Here is a 17,636-nt window from a genome sequence, read left to right on the forward strand (position 1 = left end):
GAGCTAGGCAGGAGGTGTTCCATGAAGTGGATTACCCGTGAACGGCCCAAGATTGACCGCATCGCCTGTCCCTGGCTGATCGCTCGCTTTATCGATCCGCAGCCCGAGTTTTTTTACGTGCCCAGTGGTGACGTGTTGCGTTTAGCGGCGGAGAAAGAGGCTGCACCCTTCGATATTCCCGGCGTAGAACTGACTCATGAGGGCGAGCTGTGCAGCTTCGATGCGTTCCTGAAGAAGTACCAGCTCAGCGAGCCCGCTTTGCAGCAGTTGGCGAAAATCGTGCGCGGGGCGGATACCTCCCGCCTGGATCTGACGCCTCAATCGGCTGGGCTATACGCGATTTCGCTGGGACTGTCGCAGCGTTTTTCGGACGATCACGAAATGCTGGCGCACGGTCTGGTCATGTACGACGCGCTCTATGCCTGGTGCAAGGAATGCCAAGGTGAATCGCATAACTGGCCTCCTCAAATGTAAAGAGACAAGCTCGCACCGAAGCCCAGCCTAGCGCTGGGCTTTTGCCGTTTAGTGGCAGTGGTAGTCGTTCGTTTACGGTTGTGACGGCAACCTTTTGCATCAGTACCGCCGCTGTGCGCGGAGGCCGCTATGGAGGTAATGGAAAGTAGGCTAAGCGCCTATTTCTTGAGCTGTCCCTGCCTCTGGTTTAGGATGGTCTAACATCCCCCTAGGGGGGATACAAAATCATCTGCAAACGATAAGCTCATCAGTCTCTTTCTTCGATAAATGCTCGACAACCAGATGGGCACGCGCCTTTCCATTTGAGATTTCTCATGCTGAAAATCCTGTCCAAACGAACCTACCGTCATCTCTTTCTGGCTCAAGTGATTGCGCTCGTCGGGACGGGACTCGCTACGGTCGCACTGGGCCTGCTAGCGTTCGACCTTGCGGGCGCCCAAGCGGGCGCTGTCCTTGGCACAGCATTGGCGATCAAAATGACGGCCTACATCGGCGTTGCGCCGATTGCAGCGGCTTTTGCAGAGCGTCTGCCTCGCCGAGCCATGCTGGTTTCGCTGGATTTAGTACGAGCCTTGGTCGCGTTGGCTCTGCCGTTCGTGACCGAGGTCTGGCAAATTTATGTGCTGATTTTCGTCCTTCAGTCGGCCTCGGCGGCGTTCACCCCGACGTTCCAGGCGACCATCCCTGACATCCTGCCGGATGAAGACGACTACACCCGTGCCTTGTCGCTTTCGCGTCTGGCCTACGACCTCGAAAGCGTCGCCAGCCCGATGCTCGCAGCGACGTTGCTGACGGTGATCAGCTTCCACAACCTGTTCGCAGGCACGGTCATTGGTTTCCTTGCCTCAGCGGCCCTGGTCGGCACAGTGCTACTGCCAAAGGCGAAGAAAACACCGCGACGCAGCATCTACGAACGAACCACCCGCGGCATGCGCATATTCCTGGCCACGCCCCGGCTGCGAGGGCTGCTGGCTCTTAACCTGACAGTGGCGGCTGCCAGTGCCATGGTTATCGTCAACACAGTGGTGCTGGTACAGTCCCGCTTCGCCCTGCCGCAGAGTTCTACGGCATTGGCGCTGGCCGCGTTTGGCGGCGGCTCGATGATCGCGGCTTTGGCCTTGCCTCGGCTGTTGAAAGACATCAAGGACCGAACAGCCATGCTGTTTGGCGGAGGGATACTGGTCGCAGGCTTGGCTGTTGGTATCAACCTGACCACCTACAACTTCCTGTTGCCGCTGTGGATGGTACTCGGCGTGGGTTATTCCCTGGCACAGACCCCGAGCGGTCGGCTGCTCCGTCGCTCGGCACATGCCGAAGATCGCCCGGCCTTGTTTGCCGCACAATTTGCTCTATCCCATGCCTGCTGGTTGATTACTTACCCCTTGGCGGGATGGCTGGGTGCCAACATCAGCCTCATGGCGTCGTTTGTTGGGCTCGCTGTGGTGGCAGGTAGTGCACTGGTAGTCAGCATCATGATCTGGCGTCCGGCTCATGACCTGGAGTCGATCAAGCACACCCATGAGAATCTGCCGGGCAATCACACGCACTTCGACGGCGAAGAGGGTACGGATCACGAACACCCTTATGTAATCGACGACCAGCATCGGAAATGGCCGAACTGAGATCCCACGAAGCCGCAGGTCTTTAAGGAAGGTCGCTTAGAGGTACTTGGTGATTTGTTTGAAGGCTTCCAGTGGCGCGCGCTCGCCATTGTTCAATGCAGAGACGGTGTCTTCCAGGCAATGATCAATGTGATCCTGGATAAGCGTGCGTTTGGCTTGGCACACCGCTTTTTCGACGGCATGCAGCTGCTGAGCAATGTCGACGCACTGCCGACCTTCTTCAATCATGGTGATGATGCCGCGTAAATGGCCATCCGCCCGCTTGAGGCGCTTGATGATCGCCTCGTGACTTTGGTGAGTATGGGGATGCGGATGTTCGTGGTCGCTCATATCTTGAGTCTTCATCGTAAGTGATTGCGCAAATCATATCCCCCCAGAGAGGATGGATTCAAACGCTACCCCATCCACATGCAGCTCCACGAACAAGCGAGGGCACGACAGGCTGCTTTGGGTCGATTCTGTTGAAAAAGTCGGTTCGCCCAAACAACCTGGTCATTGACTGGTTAAAACGCCTTTTTTGCACACTGCTACGTGAAATCCGAGTCCGGAAGCCTCTGCCGAAAGTAGAGATTTCAATCTCGGACGCATACTTTTCTGCTGCGGAAACCATGGTCGACTTTTTCAACAGAATCGGTCGACCTCTGCCGTTCAAAACCAAGGGCGTGCTGGTCAAGTTCGGTCCAAAGGACTGTCAGGTCGAATGCAAACAGCTGGGTAGATCTGGGTAATAAGCCTCCAGTCTAAGCCAGCAGCGAGATGAGCTAGGCTTCCGGCATCACTCCTCAAGGATGACGAACATGCCAGATAACTCAGACTGCAAGATCGCCACGGCGGACGCACTGACATTGCTCCTCCACAACCAGCACGCCCTAAGTGCAGCGATAGAAGAAATAACCCAGTACCTCTCAGAAAATGGAGCCGGCGGTGTCGCCGCTAATGCGATGTCGGCAATGGAAACGTTGGACACTAATGCTCAAGCCATCACAGATTCCATTTTAAGGATACGCCAGGCGTAAATTGCTCAGCGCAAGACTGCCCTCTGATTTGAATGGCCCCTGATCTTGTAGACACAATTGACTGACGGCTACGGGACGGATAGCGACGGTCTAGCATCGACCGTCGCCATGAATGGTTAGACTTCCGTCTGCTCAGCCATTTCCAAGGCATCATCGACCTCGATTCCCAGGTATCTGACAGTACTTTCAAGCTTGGTATGACCAAGCAGGAGTTGGACTGCTCTCAGGTTTTTCGTCCTGCGATAGATCAACGAAGCCTTGGTTCTCCGTAGCGTGTGGGTACCGTACATGGTTGGATCAAGGCCAATGGCTGTCACCCACGCTTTGACTATTCGAGCGTATTGCCTGGTGGAAAGATGGACTGAGGCGTGCAACCGGCTCGTGAACAAGAAGTCCTCGTTGCGGAGATGCGCCTGACGCATCCAAGCCTCCAGAACTGTTCGTGTTTGCTCAGTGATTTCAAACTGTACTGGGTGCTGAGTTTTTTGCTGCATCACGATGGCTCGTGACGACACATGCTCCCCATGGGCGATGTCTCGGACTCGCAACTTGGTTAAGTCACAGGCACGCAGCTTGCTATCGATGGCCAAGTTGAAGAGCGCCAAATCACGCGTCTTCTCAGCAAGCTGAAGTCTTACTCGGATAGCCCAGATATCTCTGACTCGGAGCGGGGCTTTCTGACCGACCAGCTTTCCCTTGTTCCAAGGCTGATGGCGGTATCTAGCAACAGTGTTCATGGCTCGTCCTCCACGTTGAGGGAAGACAATGGTGGATCAGTCACAATGGCTGGTGGTCGCTATCCGACCCAAACCAGTCAGTCATGAAGGGCAGAAAACGGCCGTTTTTGTTGATTCGACTGAGACATGGAACGGTTCTTTTCTGGTCAACGTCTGAGTCCAGGTGGCGTTGCGTGGTCTTCGTGTTGACGCTCACGCATTCGCCCAACACGGTAACGTCATGCGGCTTTAGCGACTAAGCCCCTTGCCAGTCGTTAGTCAACGGCAAGGGACTCGTTTCAAGCAACTTGAAATAGCCGGGGATACCGGGATCAGTGAATGTGTTTCTTGACGAAGGTAGCGGTCGTCAAAATCAGCTCGTCGATCTGCTTCTCGTCTTTTGTTATGTTGAAGGCGTGATCCATGGGGCGGACAAGCAGCTCATGTTCTCCGGGGTGATAGCTGATAAAGCTTTTCCCGAGGGTTGGCTGCGGAGAAACGATGTCGTCATTAGTGCCGACGGCGACGAGCAGTGGCCCCTTGTATTGGGTGATCTCGGCGGCGGCATCGAGGGTCATCAAGCTGACAAAGAACGCGGATTTAAGCTTGACCTCGCCACCACCAGGTACTGCCAGTGCGACGGGGGTGTCACCGCTGTGCAATGCTTCCTTGATCTTCTCGGAGCCCCACAGCAGCGGGAAAGCGGCTCCCATATTGGTCGCAGGGTTCCAAAGTGCGACCGCGTCGAGTTTATGCGGGGTCCGTCCTGCTACAGCAGCACCAATTGCTCCGCCCATGCTCCATCCAACAAGCGCCATGCGGTTGGCGTCGACGCGCCCGGACTTGGCCAGAAAGTCGAGCGCAGCCAGCCCATCCTCAACATCCGTATCGAGTGTGCCGTCGGTCTTTGCACCATCACTGTCGCCATCAAAACGGTAATCGATACGGAGGCTGGCAATGCCTTGTTCGGCCCAAAGACGTGCGGCCCGGGCAAAGATACCTTCATTGACGGCCGGAATGATCCCCTCATCCCTACTGCCCCCGAAACTGTGAAGTAACAGAATTACCGGGGGCTTCTTAACGCCGTCGGGCAGGTTCAGGGTGCCGACGACGTTCATTCCTTCAACGGAGAAGGTGACTTTTTCTTCAGCCGCAAACGCGAAATACGGGGCTGTAACCAGGCTTGCGAGAAGTACTATACGGGTCAATAAAGTAGGCATGGGGGCGATCCTCACCTAGACGGGTAAAGGTTTAATTCTTGGGCTGGGGGGCGTCGCCCGAAGATGCAGTCGGCGTTCCGAGCAGTCCGATAGCGCTGTACCAGAGCGGTCCTTGATTGATGCGGTCGGGGTGGAGTTCGATCATCTTGTCGAAGAACTCACGTGGGGGCGGCTTCTCGGCGAGTAGTTCTATGGCATCCAACAGGTATTGGCGGGTCTGCTCCAGAATGACTGGATCATCGGCACGATTTTTCTGTTTGTGCCCAGCAATAACGATGCGCGGTTTCAAAGCTTCTACTTGGTCAATCGCCTTGACCCAAGCTTGGAGCCCCCCGTTGCCGCCTTCGAGGAGATATTGGTGTACACCGTTGTAGGCAACGTCGCCGGCCACCACCAGTCCCATGGACGGCACATACAGCACCGTGGTGTCGTCAGTATCTGTATGACCGACATCTATGGCCTGGATGGTATTGCCCTCAAGTGTGAAGCCTTCAGCAGGTATCGGTTGAGCAATAACATCGGTCTTTCCAATGAGCCCGGGAAAGTCCTTGTCATAAACCTTTTCGCGTCCGACAGTGGCCTGCTGGTGCATGAGCCGGATCGTGCCTTCGGTGGCATATACAGTGGCCCCAGGGAACCGCTCGAGGATCTGTTCAGTACCGAACCAGTGATCGCCATGTCCGTGGGTCACGTAGATGTATTTCAAGTGCTTACCGGATTGCGCAACCCAGTCGCTGACCTTTTGCGTTTGCTCACGGCTCATTGGCGGATCGATCAGCACAGCGTCGGTTTTCCCGAAGATCAGGGTTGAGGTGATCGGCGATGAAACGATGCGATCACCATTGGGTAGGCGTTTATCGCTCGCCCTAGTTACCCCGTCAGTAACGAGTACTTCATAGGACAATGCCGAAGGGTGGGACATATCGATCTCTCCTGTACTTTTCGCTGCTGCGGACTCGGCAGCGCCTGATAAGCAGGAGGCCGTGACCAAGATTGTGGTAAGCAGTGCTCGAATGGAGTTGCTGGGCATAACTCACCTCTATCTAGTGAAGTGGGACGGAGGTTGGACATCTACTTGCGTTGCCGATGTCAGATGCAGCATTGATCGAACCATTAGCCAGGAGTGTAGATTAGTGCTGGGAGCATGAGTCGGTCCTCGATGCGACGCAGCTTCGACCGCTTTTGGCCGTTCTCTGCCGATCATGGTTACAAAGCGTGCTGGTCAAATCCGATGCAATCGGTGGTCAGAACGAGTGCAAATGACTGGTCAGGTCGAATGCAAGCGGGTGATCAAGTAGAGTGCAATTTCGCAGCTGAATATCGGATTAGTGTTGTGGGGACTTGTAAGGGGTGATGATGGGGCTCAACAAACCAGTGCAGGACCTGAAGCGCGATCTGCAGGGTGTCGCCTCTGATCTGAAGTGGTCGGCCGTGGAGTTAGTTCGGATTGCCGAGCGGCTAAGCCACGCAGGTAATGGACCAGACGCTGAGGCGCTTCGAAGCGATGATCACAATCTTCCAGCAAGGTGAGAATCGGTTAGATGGCTGGATTAAAGAAATCGGTGCAGGTCAGGTAGTCCGGCCGGCGAAGGCAGACCACTGCCAATGATCGCGGAAGGGATTGGCAGGAGGTTGTCATGGCACTTAACAAACCCAATCAAGAGTTACGCCGCGACTTGAAAGCCGCTGCATTTTCCCTCGAAGAAGCTGCCCTGGAAATGTTCAGGCTTGCAAAACAGCGCGGGGATACAGAGCTTCTGGAGGCAATGGAGACGATCGAAAAGCTGCATGAGCAAGCTGATCGGCTGACTGCTTACACAGATGAGGTGAAGGCGGGAAGGATTGTCCGGAAGGCTGAATAGCCATGCGTCTGGCGGGCGTATTCGCGCTAGATCTGAAATACAAGCAATGCCCTGTAAACGGTTACTCAATGAAGAAGAAGCTGACGGACAGTAAAGCAGCAGTGACTGCTGCTGAAATTGAGCGTTCTATCCAAGCCCTGAACAAAATGGCTGAACGCCTATGGGGGGATGGCCGGGAAGCCGAGGCGAAAGCTCTCCTCGATGCCTTGGACGCATTAAACCGGGCGCTTGATCGGATCAGGATTGGAGAGAGTCGCAGGGTTCTCCATTGAACGGCACAAACTAGCTGGCGGGTTATGAAGGCGAGAAGAAGTGTGCGGGGGAAGGCGGAGTAGGCGCGTGGTATGACGGCGAGATGTTGTAGCGGCTTGGCGGTCGTACCGATGTAACTCAAATGCCCGGTCCAGAGCCGGGCTTCTCGTATCTGCCCCTGTCATGCCTTCGTCACACCTACCAAGCACAATACAGTCAGCCAAAGGGATTTGGCCCATCTACAGAGAGCCCGGCTAATGTGCCGGGCTTTTTCGTTTCTGCGACATGCTTTTCACCAATCGCTCACATGGTGGAGCGCAGATTAACCCTGCTCCTTTGAAGAATTCCCATTTGGCCCGCCCGCATGCGGGCCATTTTTTTGGTCGCTGCCACGATTTCTACAAGAACTGGAGAAGCGACCATGTCAGATGACTGCGAAATTGCACTCCACTTGCCTCAGCTTCAAGCATTTGTTATTGAGCTCCCAGTGCATCTCTATCTTCCCGACAGTTCATTAGCGTTGGCTGTCTGAGCGCTCAACGTGCCCAATCGCCAAACGGCACATCAGCCTCAATGTAACGCGTCGCCGACTGCACATCGCGCCAACCGACATATTCCATCAACGCCTTGCTGCTCCATTGGTTGCGACTGGCCCATGTGGCAAAACCGCGGCGCAGCGAATGCGCGGTATAACCCTCGCCAGCCACACCGCTGCGCAAGAAAGCCAGACGCAAAATGCGCGAGAGACTGTTCGGATTGACGCGTTCTTCCGCTAAGTGACCCCAGCGGTCAATGGCGCGAAATACCGGCCCGTGGTTGATGCCACTGACCAACAGCCAGTGCTGGTAAGCATCCACTGGGCACAGTCGCTTCAGCGCCGGGACCACCAGTGTGCGGCCGCGATGGTCACGGTCGGTCTTGCTGCTGGCGAGGAAGATCTCCAACGCTTGCCCTTCTCGCAACTGAATATGCTCGACTCGCAGCCGGCACAATTCGTCACCCCGCAATGCACGCCAAAAGCCCATTAGCATCAACGCTTGGTCCCGCGCGGCACGCAGCCGCACCGCCCATTGATCTGAGGCCAACTGCTGCTCCAACCCCTCGATGCATGCTTCCAGCCGCTGTAACTGCAGCGCTTCGGCCTGCTTGATGGGTTGCGGATGCAGCGCCTGAATGCCGCGCAGGACATCGCGTACGCGCGACGCTTTGGTTGGGTCATCGAAGCCGTGTTGTTGGTGCCATTGGGCCAAGGCCGCCAGATGAGTGCGTAGGGTGTTGCAGGACAACTGGGTACCATAAGCCGCCAGGTAGCGCACGACGCTTTCACTGGAGGCTGGCAACACCCCGCCCCACTCCACTTCAAAGTGTTCAACGGCTTGTGCGTAGCGCCGCAGGGTGCTGTCGCGTCGCGCCGCTTGCAGGTACCGCTCGGCTGAATCGCTCATCCCACCTCCTGCATACCGCGATTTCGGGACCAAGCATCGAAAAAGGCTTGTCACGTTCAAGAAATCTAGATTCTCAATCGCCAGTTCGTCCGATTTTGTTCACAATCCTGCGTAGCGTGTTAGGTGTAATCACATAGCCTGTAAAACAGTACGAAATAATCTGAGTACGACTCCGATTTGGAGTAACCCTTATGGCCCGTGCCGGCATCAACAAGGCCCTGGTGCAGGACGCGTGTGACGCCTTGCGCGCACGCGGCGTAAATCCCAGCATCGACGCCGTCCGTGTCGAATTGGGTAACACCGGCTCGAAAAGCACCATTCAACGCTATCTGAAAGAACTTTCGGAGCGCGAACCCACTGCTCGTGCCGTTAACCTAGGTGACGAACTGCTGGCGTACATCAGCAGTCTAGCCGAGCGCTTGACGGCGCACGCCTTGACGGCTGTGGCCGAAGACCGGGCACGCCTACAACGCCAACAAGAAGGGCTGGTTCGCCAGCGCATCGCCGAACAGGCGCGCCTCGAACAACTGGAGTTGGCCCACGCCACGGCACTGGCCGAACGCCGTGAAGGGCTGGAGCGTGAACGCGCATTGAGCGAACGACTGAACGAGGCTGAAGGCGAGCGTCAACGTCTGCGCGAGGCCGGTCACAGCTTAGACCGGTTGTTGGAAGAGCGTGCCGCCCAAATCCTGTCCCTCGAAGACAAGCATCGACATGCGCGTGCCGCACTCAAACACTACCGCCAACAACAAGCGGAACAGCGCGAACACGAGTTGCGTCACCATGAAGTGCAACTGCAACAGTTGCAGCAGGAACGCCGTACCTTGCTGGGCCAAGTGCTGGCCAAGCAGGAGGAAGCCAGCCAAATGTATCGCGACTTGGAACGTCTGAACGGCGAGCAGCGGCAGCAACAGCAGCAAACCCGGGCCTGCGAGCGCGAACTGCAACAACTACGGTTGCAACTGCAAGTGTGCGTGACGAGCCAACAAACGGAGCAGCGGCACATCCAGGCCTTGCTCGCCGAGCGAGCAGCATTACACGAAAAAGCCAAGCGCTATTTACTTATGCATCGACAGGATTCAAGAAATCTTCGCAAGGCATCCGAGCAAATTCAGGCGCTCCAACTACAACTGGCTGAGGAGTACGATAGTGCTCCCCGCGCCTGAAAACACGCAGCTGTCGTGGGGGATCGACTGCCCTTCGCGTCCGACCACAGCCGGAACTCACGAAGGGCTTTACTTCCCATGGAGGCCATCTCTCACGCGCTATCCGAATTTTCGTCTGCAGGAAATCCTGGCCACTTGGCAGAAAACCTCGACTAAACCAGCCTGCCAAATTGCAGTTAGTTAAGATTCAGTAATTAATTGGTGCAGTTATGGAAATTTCACTTCGCCTAAAACTAGCGACTCCTCACCTGCAGCCCCTCAGCTAACCAGCAAACTTGGATTAGGAGGATAACCAACGTTCAATAAAAAAGGCGGATGACGGCGCATAGCGTGGTAGAAACGACGCAAAATAGGGAAACGAAATATGGATACATGCTCGCCTGCTGCGAGCGACAGCGTATCAATCAAGTATTTTCGTTCATCGTCCCGCAGTTTCTGAACAAGCCTGGAAAACTTAGCCGCGCTTTGATTAGAAGATACCAAACCCACCAAACGAGCGGTATCGATCCAGGCAGCCCATGCCGCTATCAACGCATCTAATTCCGCATATGCTTTTGGCCAACTTCCACCTGCCCACTCCGGGCTTTCCGGCAGCTCTAACTCGAGCATCTCGCTGATCAGATCGAAGAGTATATATCTAACGTATCCCACCGACGTCAAATGGCACGTTACTGCAAAGAGCGTCGGCAAATACCAAAAGCATTCACGTATTAGGCGTTCCTGATGACCGTCTGTACTGCGAATCAGCATCAGTAAAAATGCTAAGTCCACATCCACGTTCCAGAACTTAGGGAGGTATTTGAAAAAAAGATTGGTTTCACCGTAGGGAATCTCACCACCATCCTCTGTATAAATAAACGCTTCCCAACCTTCAGGACTAACCCAATTAGTATTTAACGCGTAATAGAGTGGATGCCGGATCCAATGTTTCACCTCAGGACAGAGTTCCTGTATTTGATTCAAGCGTTGCTGGGAAGGCAGCGAGCCTTCCAGGTACTTACCGAACATTTTATCGGGAAACAAATATTTAGGTACGCCAGAGGCGACTTCAAACCAGCGGGTCAACCCAGATCCTGTGTGGCTCACGCGGACCAAATCAGCCAGCCCATGAGCAATAAGCATGCCACGAAAGTGTTGACACTTTGAACTCTGTGGCCTGGCCATATGCCCTCTCCCGACCCCGATCAGTGGCTGCAGGCCAATTAGCATACTCCGAAGGCTAATACCTGTGCGAACAGTGCCACTTTTTCAAAAATTAATTGGCCTCCTTCAGGCGCGCCCTCCGAATCCCCTGAGCTAGAGTGATATAACCAAAAACAAAATGCACGTTTTAAGGGTTTAGTTTTTTTTAAACCTCAGGTGTAGCGTTGCTTATATCGAACACCCCAAAACCGATTGCGAACGGTCAATGAAAAAAGTGTCAAAAAGCGGACTGGGTATCGCCAAATATTATAAATATGCGCCGTCTTGCTACCTGCGCTTTTCGTCATAAATCCTGCTTCGCCTCGAGATCCCCATGTTCGGCCGTCTCGAACTGCTATCGATCCTCGTAACGATTATTTTTCGAAGGAGGCATCCCATGTTAAATCACGACTGGAGACCAGAAGATGGAGAACCGGTCAGGAGCTTTAGCCGCGCCCACTTTGGCAGACACATTGTCCTGTTTCCGTCACAAAAAAATAACAAACAAATCATCTGCGAGAGCCGCCACGAAGCTGCTTATTGCATTTACCTGGAGACCGATAAAGACGTCAAAAGCTATTTCCTTCAGCCCGTAACGATTGAGATTCGCTTGGGTAAAAAAAAGACTCATTACACCCCCGATTTTTTTGTCCGCTGCCACTATCACGAAGATTACTTTGCAGAGGTCAAACCCAGCTTTGATGTGTGCCCACAAGAGTATCTTGACGTTTTACAAGCATTTGAAAAAATAGCCAAAAAATTAAACTACGGCTTTCGGCAGGTGAATGACCAACAAATCCAACAAAAGCCAAAACACTTTAATTTAAAAACGTTGTACCTCCGCTCCCTGCACACCTCCGACAATCAATACAATTACTTCATTGAACTCATCCGCAACAATTTGCCTCTTACCCTCGGCGAGCTACTTCATCAGTCGCTCGCGCCTCCGATGACTGTAGTCGCTAAGGCAATCCTACGAGGTGACATATGGATGGACCTCAATAAACCGTTGAACCTGCGCACACTCTTACGTTTTGAAGCCTCAGTATGAATATCACCTCCCCTGTCAGTCCCGGAGCCCAATACCTTGTGTACCAAGATCTGCATGAAGTGGTATCCGTAGATCCCACACAGATATCGCTACGGTCAATCCAAAATAAACGGTTTGTGTATATCCCACACGACACATTCCGCGTGTTACAACTCAGCGGAGAGGTGATGCTTCATCAACAGGCCCCCATTGACAAATCACTTGCTTCCATCCTGACAAACTTAGACACTGAGCAATCCAAGTCATTACAGAGAGACATGTACTATTTACGGAGCCTTGGTAAAAAATTTCATGGCTCATTACCGCGCGCAGCTACCATTGCGGAATTAAAGTCATTAGCTGCCAATCTTGGCGATTCAAGCCCACCGTGCTACACCTCACTATATAATAAGTTCCGGCTCTACAAAAAAGCAAACTACAACCCCCTCGCATTGCTAAAAAAACCGAGCCATCGCCCACGGGGTAAACAACTTGGAGACGAAGTCCACGCCATCATTAGAGAGCACATCCACACTTTTTACTTAAAGCGGCCTCATCCCAGTGTAAAAATACTGCATGGATTTATAAAAACGCACATCGAACATGAAAACAGCGCTCGCATGCTGACTAACGCCCCACTTCTAAATTCCCCCTCCAAAAGCTCAGTACATCGAGCCATCAATAAAATCAACCGATACTTGCTGGACCTTAAACATCACGGCAAAAAATTTGCGGACAACGCTCATAAGTTTGGATTAAAACATGCACCTTCGCTCACCCTTTTGGCGCAGGTTCAAGGCGACTCACACTTGGTTAATCTGGAACTGATCGACGATGAGGGTAATAACCTGGGGAGACCTTGGTTGTTTTTGTTAACCGAAATAATGACCCGCTGCATTATCGGCTGGGAGTTGTCATTTACCCCACCCTGTGCGGAGAAAGCCCTCCGTGCCTTTCGTATGTCCCTTGAGGTTTCCGAAAACAATCAGCCGGGTGGGCGTTCGGAGGAAGTAGGATTAGACAATGGGGTAGAAACCGCTAATCCAGCTATCCAAAATTTGGCCACCATAGTTGGCTTTGAACTGACCTACGGCCCACCTGGTTGCCCAGATGTAAAAGCCCAGATCGAGCGTTTCTTTGGGACCCTGAACACTGGGTTGATCCATATGATTCCAGGTACGACTTACTCAAATCCACAAGAACGGGGCGATTACAACTCAAAAAAAAATGCCTGCCTAACTATTGAGCAATTGAATGAGAAGTTCGCACGATGGATTAAAGATGTCTATCACGAACTACCACATGCCGGACTCGATCAATCTCCGCGCATGGCATGGGAAGCTGCAATGGAACACCAGTTACCGCCAGAACGGTATTCTAAAAACGATATGGACGAACTATGCAGAAGCTTGACCTTTCGCAGAGTCCGGAATGGCGTGGTGCGCCTTCTCGGTTTAAGCTGGACAGGGCCATCCCTATCGGAAATCGCTCACCGCTTAAAACCCAATCAAAAAGCGTTGGTCCACTATGACAGCAGTGATTTGTCAAAAGTCTGGGTTGCCCACCCAGATCGCCCCACCGAACAAGTTGAAGCTTTTGCTACCGATCCAAACTATCAAAATCATTTGACGCTATTTGAACACGAGTTGGTACAAGCCGAACTGAAAAAAAAACGCCAATGCTATTCTGAGGCTCACGCGCGGCAAGCCCTTTTAGATATCCACACAGAAATCCAGGAAATCTATGAACAACAAAAAAATCGTTCTGGATACACAAAAAGCAAAACTAACAAAAAATCAGAAAAAAAAGCACTACAAAATAAACGTTTAAAAAATACTCACAACAATTCGGCATCACTAGCCTCCCCGTCAGCAGAAAAATCTGAATGGGCAACTACTCCATTGGAAGATCTTCCACCGTCTATAGCCTATCCAGTAGTGAAACTCATAAACAAGGACAACCAACATGAGTGACACTATCGACGAAAAACTTACCGCCTTCGCTAAGACTGTGGTCTTATTCCCCTCGTATGAGAAGGCGATAAAAAAGATATTACACAGCGTACACACATCAACGGTTCGTGGAGAGCCCAGCAGTGCATTGCTATTGGGCGATTCTGGCACAGGAAAATCCACAATATGCGAACACTTATTGAATATAATAGGGCAACCCATCGACACCCTTGAAACACATGGCGAATTTCAAAAGGTTCCTGTACTTCTTTGCCCTATCCCCGCCGACTGTACGATTAACAGATTATCAATTAAAATTCTAGACCAACTTGGAGGCATCGAAAAGAACACCCGAGACCAAATACTTGAATCTCGCATAATCGCCAGGCTCAAAACTTGCCAAGTTGAGGTCATAATCTTTGATGAGTTTCATCACCTTCTTGAAAAAGGAGCAGACAAATCCCGCGAGAAATTGTGTAACTGGGTAAAAAATCTCATGAACAGCACGCTTATCCCAATCATCTTGGCCGGCACGCCAAGCTGTGAGGAAATCATAGATAAGCACCCACAACTGGCAAGACGCTACCCGTACCGAGTTCTCCTGAAAAACCTTGGGTACAACTCTGAATTCAAGGCACTTTTCACTACTTTAATCGGTGAAATGGTAAAAATTGGCACACTCCGCACAGATTCTTTTATCATGGGAGAACAGGCTCTCAGAACATTCTATGTCATCAGTGGCGGCAATTTAGATGCCCTTTGCATTTTACTGTTCGAGATTTTTCAACGATCACTGAACAACACAGAAAATACCCTAACACGAGAAGACTGTGTCGACGCCTTTGATGAGTTAGACATCCCTTGTTGTTTTCCCACGCAAATCAATCCGTTCACCCTGGACTCACATGCCATTCACAACTTGATGAGTAAGCCGCCATGCTGAGGCCTTTATGCTTTGTGGCCAATCCGTTTTTTGAGGAAAGCCCAAGCAGCGTACTAATGAGAACCGCCTTGCATAATGGATACTCCTCAATTATCAACATGAGCGCAGACCTCCAAATTACAGAACGCACTATGGGGGAATGGATCCTAAATGACGGCATGATGTGTGCGACGTTTTGCAAGGCAGCGCCCAACCTTCAAGAAGAGTTGAAAGAATGTTTTTACTTTCAATCCCAAAAGCCATTAGGCAGATCAGATGACGTCATTGTCCAGGGAATGCGTGTGCCCTGGATGATGTTAAGGCGACCACAAGTGTTTTGCTCAATGTGCCTTGAAGAGGGTTACACACGCTATATCCAAGATATCGCTGATTTTAAGTATTGTCCCTACCATGCTGCAGAATACTTAAGGAATTGCACGGCGTGTCAACGCCCCTACAAATGGCGAAACTCAATTGATAGCTTGTGCCGATGTGGCCACGATTTTCGAAAATCGCCCGTCACCTTAGGTGATAACAGTTCAGCAATCCAATTGCTTCAATTATTCCGCACGCAGGATCAAGAGACATTCAACAGAACGATTGCAGCATTAAAATGCTTAAAGCCCCGCAATCTTGACACCATGCGCAACTCTGACTTTATGGCCCCAGCATTGCAAATCGGCTTTAAAAATGAGGAAACTTTAAACCATATTTTAACTGGCGACCTCGAAACCTATAAACAACTGCATCCGATAGCGATATTTTACCCTTGGCTTACATCCGAAAACGAATGGATACAGGCAACTGCCAGCGAGTTATACTCACAATTTCGATGGGAAAAGAGGCTATGTACGACTGATTATTGCTGCAGGCAACTTGGTCTCACCTCCTCTTTCTTTCACAAAAATCTTTCAATGTCAGACACAGCCTTATCTGAAGCCGTTACTGGTGGAAAATTAAAAAAAACCCATTCCGGAGTTTTAAACTACTACTCATCCCCAAGCATGTGTGATTTCGTGGATGGCCAACTTGAGAAAATAAAAATAAAAGCCAAGAATAAAAATAGCTATAGGACCAGATTTCATCATTTGAGCGACGTAGTAAATATACTACACATCCCCAATAACCCGCTGAAAGCCCTAATAAAAATCGGACTGCTCGGGCAAACAAAAAAACTGAACAAAAGGGTCACACTCATATCAAAAAAACAAACCAAAACCTTCAACTCAATTTACATAAGCAGCGCGGCACTGGCTATAGAGCTATCTCTTGTAGCCAGGCAATTTACAATGAAAAAAATAATAAAAAGCCTTAACATCCAATCCATCTACATTAGTGCTTTCACACGTAACAAAACCAATATTTACCCAAGAAAACTATTAACACCCGAGATCAAAAACCAGATAATTATTCTAACCAACTCAATTACCCGCCAAAAAACAAAAAAAACCATTAGATTAAGGGCACAGAGCATTGCAAAACAACTAAAGGTGAAAATTTCTACAGCATCCTGCATGATAAAAAACCCACAGCATTTTGTAAAAAATATAGGTCACATACAGCGTCTCCCTGACGACGACCAACCAACCGAATTATTGAAAGAATTTAAAAAATGGCGTGACAGCCATTACACCGTACCTGAAATAACTCGACAGTTACACATTACAACTAGAGAATTCAACGTCCGATTCTTCAGAAAAATTCCAGCATGCCTTGACAATATCCTTCAAGAGACGCTTTATGATAAGACCACATTAAAAAAAATACGCATCAAGGCACAAAAATATGTTAACAAACGAAATGCTGGCTCCCTTGGAAACTTCTCCGAAACCCAAATAACTAGAACGGTGAAAGCTGGATTAATCCGGAAACTTCGGTGTACGAACCATGCCCACTCAAGTTGTATTCTGCTTTATTACACCTCGGACATCCTAGCCTGCAAGTACGGCCTCCGCGACGCTCGAAATATACTTTTATAACTTCCCTTATTTGCATCTACCTGGCCAATACTTTCCCGCACTCTGATGATGGGACGAGGCGTATGTACCCCTCATAATCATACGCCCACCTTATAAGCACACCGCATAACTTATCCGACTCAACCCCAACTCAGAGAATATAAAAATTCGCTTTAAAATGAAAAAACGTCAGAAAATTCACAATTTGCTGATACTGAAATTCAAACTAATGACACCACTAATGAAGCAGCTGCTCTAGAGCGTTGGTCCAGTTCACAATTAAATGAAACTCGTCGTTAGGATCGATTCACGGATCTGAATCTAACACGGAGCTTGCCATCACCATGAACCAACCCACCAATGACCGCGCGGACCTGCAAATCGACAACACCTTCACCTCGCCCCTGGACTCTGCGGCGGCACAACGCGCTCTGGACTATTACTTGAAACCAGCTGTTTCGGAGGAAGTGGCCGAGCCGCGCTTTTTTGATGTGAACCGCAATATCAGCGGCGAAGAGGCGCTGGTCCATGCCCTGGACCTGTTGCGCTGCGCTGCCGCCACCGCGTATGAGTCAGCCAGTCACCTGCAAGGCGCAAGCCGCGACCTGGCGTTTTCGACGGTACACATGATCGACATGGCCAAGGCGATGGTCGATCGATCGCTGGAGCAGTATGAAAACGGTTGAGGCGAGAAGGAAAATCGAGAGGACTGGAAAGAATTTTCCTGTCGCGCAGGCAAAAATGCTTGACCTGCAAACGAGAATGATTATTATTGCATCAACTGATCGCGAGATCAGTCGATGGACCAGGTGACCTTAG

General features: G+C 51.2%; 17 protein-coding genes and 1 pseudogene. 12 read left to right on the forward strand and 6 right to left on the reverse strand.

Annotation, left to right across the window (positions count from 1 at the left end; translation table 11 throughout):
* Positions 1–21 precede the first annotated feature (21 nt).
* The gene (locus tag AC3IX1_RS18645; protein WP_489385306.1) at positions 22–474 is read left to right on the forward strand and encodes a chromate resistance protein ChrB domain-containing protein; all 453 of its coding nucleotides are present in this window, start codon (positions 22–24) and stop codon (positions 472–474) included.
* A gap of 314 nt (positions 475–788) precedes the next feature.
* Positions 789–2,096 (forward strand): MFS transporter, encoded by a 1,308-nt coding sequence (locus tag AC3IX1_RS18650; RefSeq protein WP_489385307.1) that lies wholly within the window; start codon positions 789–791, stop codon positions 2,094–2,096.
* A gap of 36 nt (positions 2,097–2,132) precedes the next feature.
* On the opposite strand, the gene AC3IX1_RS18655 is transcribed toward AC3IX1_RS18650, so the two are convergent.
* Positions 2,133–2,426, reverse strand: a complete 294-nt coding sequence (locus AC3IX1_RS18655; RefSeq protein WP_489385308.1) for a metal-sensing transcriptional repressor — start codon at positions 2,424–2,426, stop codon at positions 2,133–2,135.
* Between the two features lie 467 nt (positions 2,427–2,893).
* Between AC3IX1_RS18655 and AC3IX1_RS18660 the strand changes: the two genes are divergently transcribed.
* A complete protein-coding gene (locus AC3IX1_RS18660) occupies positions 2,894–3,112 on the forward strand; it encodes a hypothetical protein (RefSeq protein ID WP_489385309.1) in 219 nt (72 codons plus the stop codon).
* A gap of 116 nt (positions 3,113–3,228) precedes the next feature.
* Here the strand turns inward: AC3IX1_RS18660 and AC3IX1_RS18665 are convergent, their stop codons facing one another.
* From AC3IX1_RS18665 to AC3IX1_RS18675, 3 genes are all read right to left on the reverse strand, one after another.
* On the reverse strand, positions 3,229–3,849 hold the full coding sequence (locus AC3IX1_RS18665; RefSeq protein ID WP_489385310.1) for a tyrosine-type recombinase/integrase: 621 nt from the start codon (positions 3,847–3,849) through the stop codon (positions 3,229–3,231).
* 311 nt (positions 3,850–4,160) lie between these two features.
* Positions 4,161–5,048, reverse strand: a complete 888-nt coding sequence (locus AC3IX1_RS18670; RefSeq protein ID WP_489385311.1) for an alpha/beta hydrolase family protein — start codon at positions 5,046–5,048, stop codon at positions 4,161–4,163.
* Positions 5,049–5,079: 31 nt separating this feature from the next.
* The gene (locus AC3IX1_RS18675) at positions 5,080–5,970 is read right to left on the reverse strand and encodes an MBL fold metallo-hydrolase (RefSeq protein ID WP_489385312.1); all 891 of its coding nucleotides are present in this window, start codon (positions 5,968–5,970) and stop codon (positions 5,080–5,082) included.
* Positions 5,971–6,404: 434 nt separating this feature from the next.
* Between AC3IX1_RS18675 and AC3IX1_RS18680 the strand changes: the two are divergent.
* The 3 genes and pseudogenes from AC3IX1_RS18680 to AC3IX1_RS18690 all read left to right on the forward strand — a co-directional run bounded on the left by AC3IX1_RS18680 (position 6,405) and on the right by AC3IX1_RS18690 (position 7,182).
* Positions 6,405–6,657: pseudogene (locus tag AC3IX1_RS18680) on the forward strand (hypothetical protein).
* 28 nt (positions 6,658–6,685) lie between these two features.
* Positions 6,686–6,910 (forward strand): hypothetical protein, encoded by a 225-nt coding sequence (locus AC3IX1_RS18685; protein WP_489385313.1) that lies wholly within the window; start codon positions 6,686–6,688, stop codon positions 6,908–6,910.
* Between the two features lie 68 nt (positions 6,911–6,978).
* Positions 6,979–7,182: a hypothetical protein gene (locus AC3IX1_RS18690; protein ID WP_043302433.1), complete on the forward strand. Its 204-nt coding sequence runs from the start codon at positions 6,979–6,981 to the stop codon at positions 7,180–7,182.
* 516 nt (positions 7,183–7,698) lie between these two features.
* On the opposite strand, the gene AC3IX1_RS18695 is transcribed toward AC3IX1_RS18690, so the two are convergent.
* Positions 7,699–8,607: a site-specific integrase gene (locus tag AC3IX1_RS18695; protein ID WP_489385314.1), complete on the reverse strand. Its 909-nt coding sequence runs from the start codon at positions 8,605–8,607 to the stop codon at positions 7,699–7,701.
* A gap of 191 nt (positions 8,608–8,798) precedes the next feature.
* Between AC3IX1_RS18695 and AC3IX1_RS18700 the strand changes: the two genes are divergently transcribed.
* Entirely contained in the window at positions 8,799–9,773 is a 975-nt protein-coding gene (locus AC3IX1_RS18700) for a DNA-binding protein (RefSeq protein ID WP_489385315.1), read from the forward strand.
* 258 nt (positions 9,774–10,031) lie between these two features.
* On the opposite strand, the gene AC3IX1_RS18705 is transcribed toward AC3IX1_RS18700, so the two are convergent.
* Positions 10,032–10,838 (reverse strand): hypothetical protein, encoded by an 807-nt coding sequence (locus AC3IX1_RS18705; protein WP_489385316.1) that lies wholly within the window; start codon positions 10,836–10,838, stop codon positions 10,032–10,034.
* 514 nt (positions 10,839–11,352) lie between these two features.
* On the opposite strand from AC3IX1_RS18705, the gene AC3IX1_RS18710 reads away from it, so the two are divergent.
* From AC3IX1_RS18710 to AC3IX1_RS18730, 5 genes are all read left to right on the forward strand, one after another.
* Positions 11,353–12,006 (forward strand): Tn7 transposase TnsA N-terminal domain-containing protein, encoded by a 654-nt coding sequence (locus AC3IX1_RS18710; protein ID WP_489385317.1) that lies wholly within the window; start codon positions 11,353–11,355, stop codon positions 12,004–12,006.
* Positions 12,007–12,173: 167 nt separating this feature from the next.
* Positions 12,174–13,958 carry a hypothetical protein gene (locus tag AC3IX1_RS18715; protein WP_489385318.1) on the forward strand — a complete coding sequence of 595 codons (1,785 nt, stop codon included), beginning with the start codon at positions 12,174–12,176 and terminating at the stop codon, positions 13,956–13,958.
* Positions 13,951–14,880, forward strand: coding sequence for a TniB family NTP-binding protein (locus tag AC3IX1_RS18720; protein WP_489385319.1), 930 nt, complete (start codon positions 13,951–13,953; stop codon positions 14,878–14,880). The genes AC3IX1_RS18715 and AC3IX1_RS18720 overlap by 8 nt, the downstream gene beginning before the upstream one ends.
* Positions 14,874–16,838, forward strand: coding sequence for a TniQ family protein (locus AC3IX1_RS18725; protein WP_489385320.1), 1,965 nt, complete (start codon positions 14,874–14,876; stop codon positions 16,836–16,838). Before AC3IX1_RS18720 ends, AC3IX1_RS18725 begins: the two co-directional genes overlap by 7 nt.
* A gap of 323 nt (positions 16,839–17,161) precedes the next feature.
* Complete coding sequence (locus AC3IX1_RS18730) at positions 17,162–17,503, forward strand: DUF6124 family protein (protein WP_489385321.1); 342 nt, start codon at positions 17,162–17,164, stop codon at positions 17,501–17,503.
* Positions 17,504–17,636: the final 133 nt, after the last annotated feature.

The sequence above is a fragment of the Pseudomonas sp. KH_046_2 genome (assembly GCF_057838985.1).

Coding starts and splice junctions, on each gene's coding strand:
- AC3IX1_RS18710 (WP_489385317.1), top strand. CDS start 11,353: ATGTTAAATCACGACTGGAGACCAGAAGATGGAGAACCGGTCAGGAGC.
- AC3IX1_RS18700 (WP_489385315.1), top strand. CDS start 8,799: ATGGCCCGTGCCGGCATCAACAAGGCCCTGGTGCAGGACGCGTGTGAC.
- AC3IX1_RS18690 (WP_043302433.1), top strand. CDS start 6,979: ATGAAGAAGAAGCTGACGGACAGTAAAGCAGCAGTGACTGCTGCTGAA.
- AC3IX1_RS18725 (WP_489385320.1), top strand. CDS start 14,874: ATGCTGAGGCCTTTATGCTTTGTGGCCAATCCGTTTTTTGAGGAAAGC.
- AC3IX1_RS18655 (WP_489385308.1), bottom strand. CDS start 2,426: ATGAGCGACCACGAACATCCGCATCCCCATACTCACCAAAGTCACGAG.
- AC3IX1_RS18660 (WP_489385309.1), top strand. CDS start 2,894: ATGCCAGATAACTCAGACTGCAAGATCGCCACGGCGGACGCACTGACA.
- AC3IX1_RS18675 (WP_489385312.1), bottom strand. CDS start 5,970: ATGTCCCACCCTTCGGCATTGTCCTATGAAGTACTCGTTACTGACGGG.
- AC3IX1_RS18665 (WP_489385310.1), bottom strand. CDS start 3,849: ATGAACACTGTTGCTAGATACCGCCATCAGCCTTGGAACAAGGGAAAG.
- AC3IX1_RS18650 (WP_489385307.1), top strand. CDS start 789: ATGCTGAAAATCCTGTCCAAACGAACCTACCGTCATCTCTTTCTGGCT.
- AC3IX1_RS18685 (WP_489385313.1), top strand. CDS start 6,686: ATGGCACTTAACAAACCCAATCAAGAGTTACGCCGCGACTTGAAAGCC.
- AC3IX1_RS18670 (WP_489385311.1), bottom strand. CDS start 5,048: ATGCCTACTTTATTGACCCGTATAGTACTTCTCGCAAGCCTGGTTACA.
- AC3IX1_RS18645 (WP_489385306.1), top strand. CDS start 22: ATGAAGTGGATTACCCGTGAACGGCCCAAGATTGACCGCATCGCCTGT.
- AC3IX1_RS18715 (WP_489385318.1), top strand. CDS start 12,174: ATGCTTCATCAACAGGCCCCCATTGACAAATCACTTGCTTCCATCCTG.
- AC3IX1_RS18695 (WP_489385314.1), bottom strand. CDS start 8,607: ATGAGCGATTCAGCCGAGCGGTACCTGCAAGCGGCGCGACGCGACAGC.
- AC3IX1_RS18730 (WP_489385321.1), top strand. CDS start 17,162: ATGAACCAACCCACCAATGACCGCGCGGACCTGCAAATCGACAACACC.
- AC3IX1_RS18720 (WP_489385319.1), top strand. CDS start 13,951: ATGAGTGACACTATCGACGAAAAACTTACCGCCTTCGCTAAGACTGTG.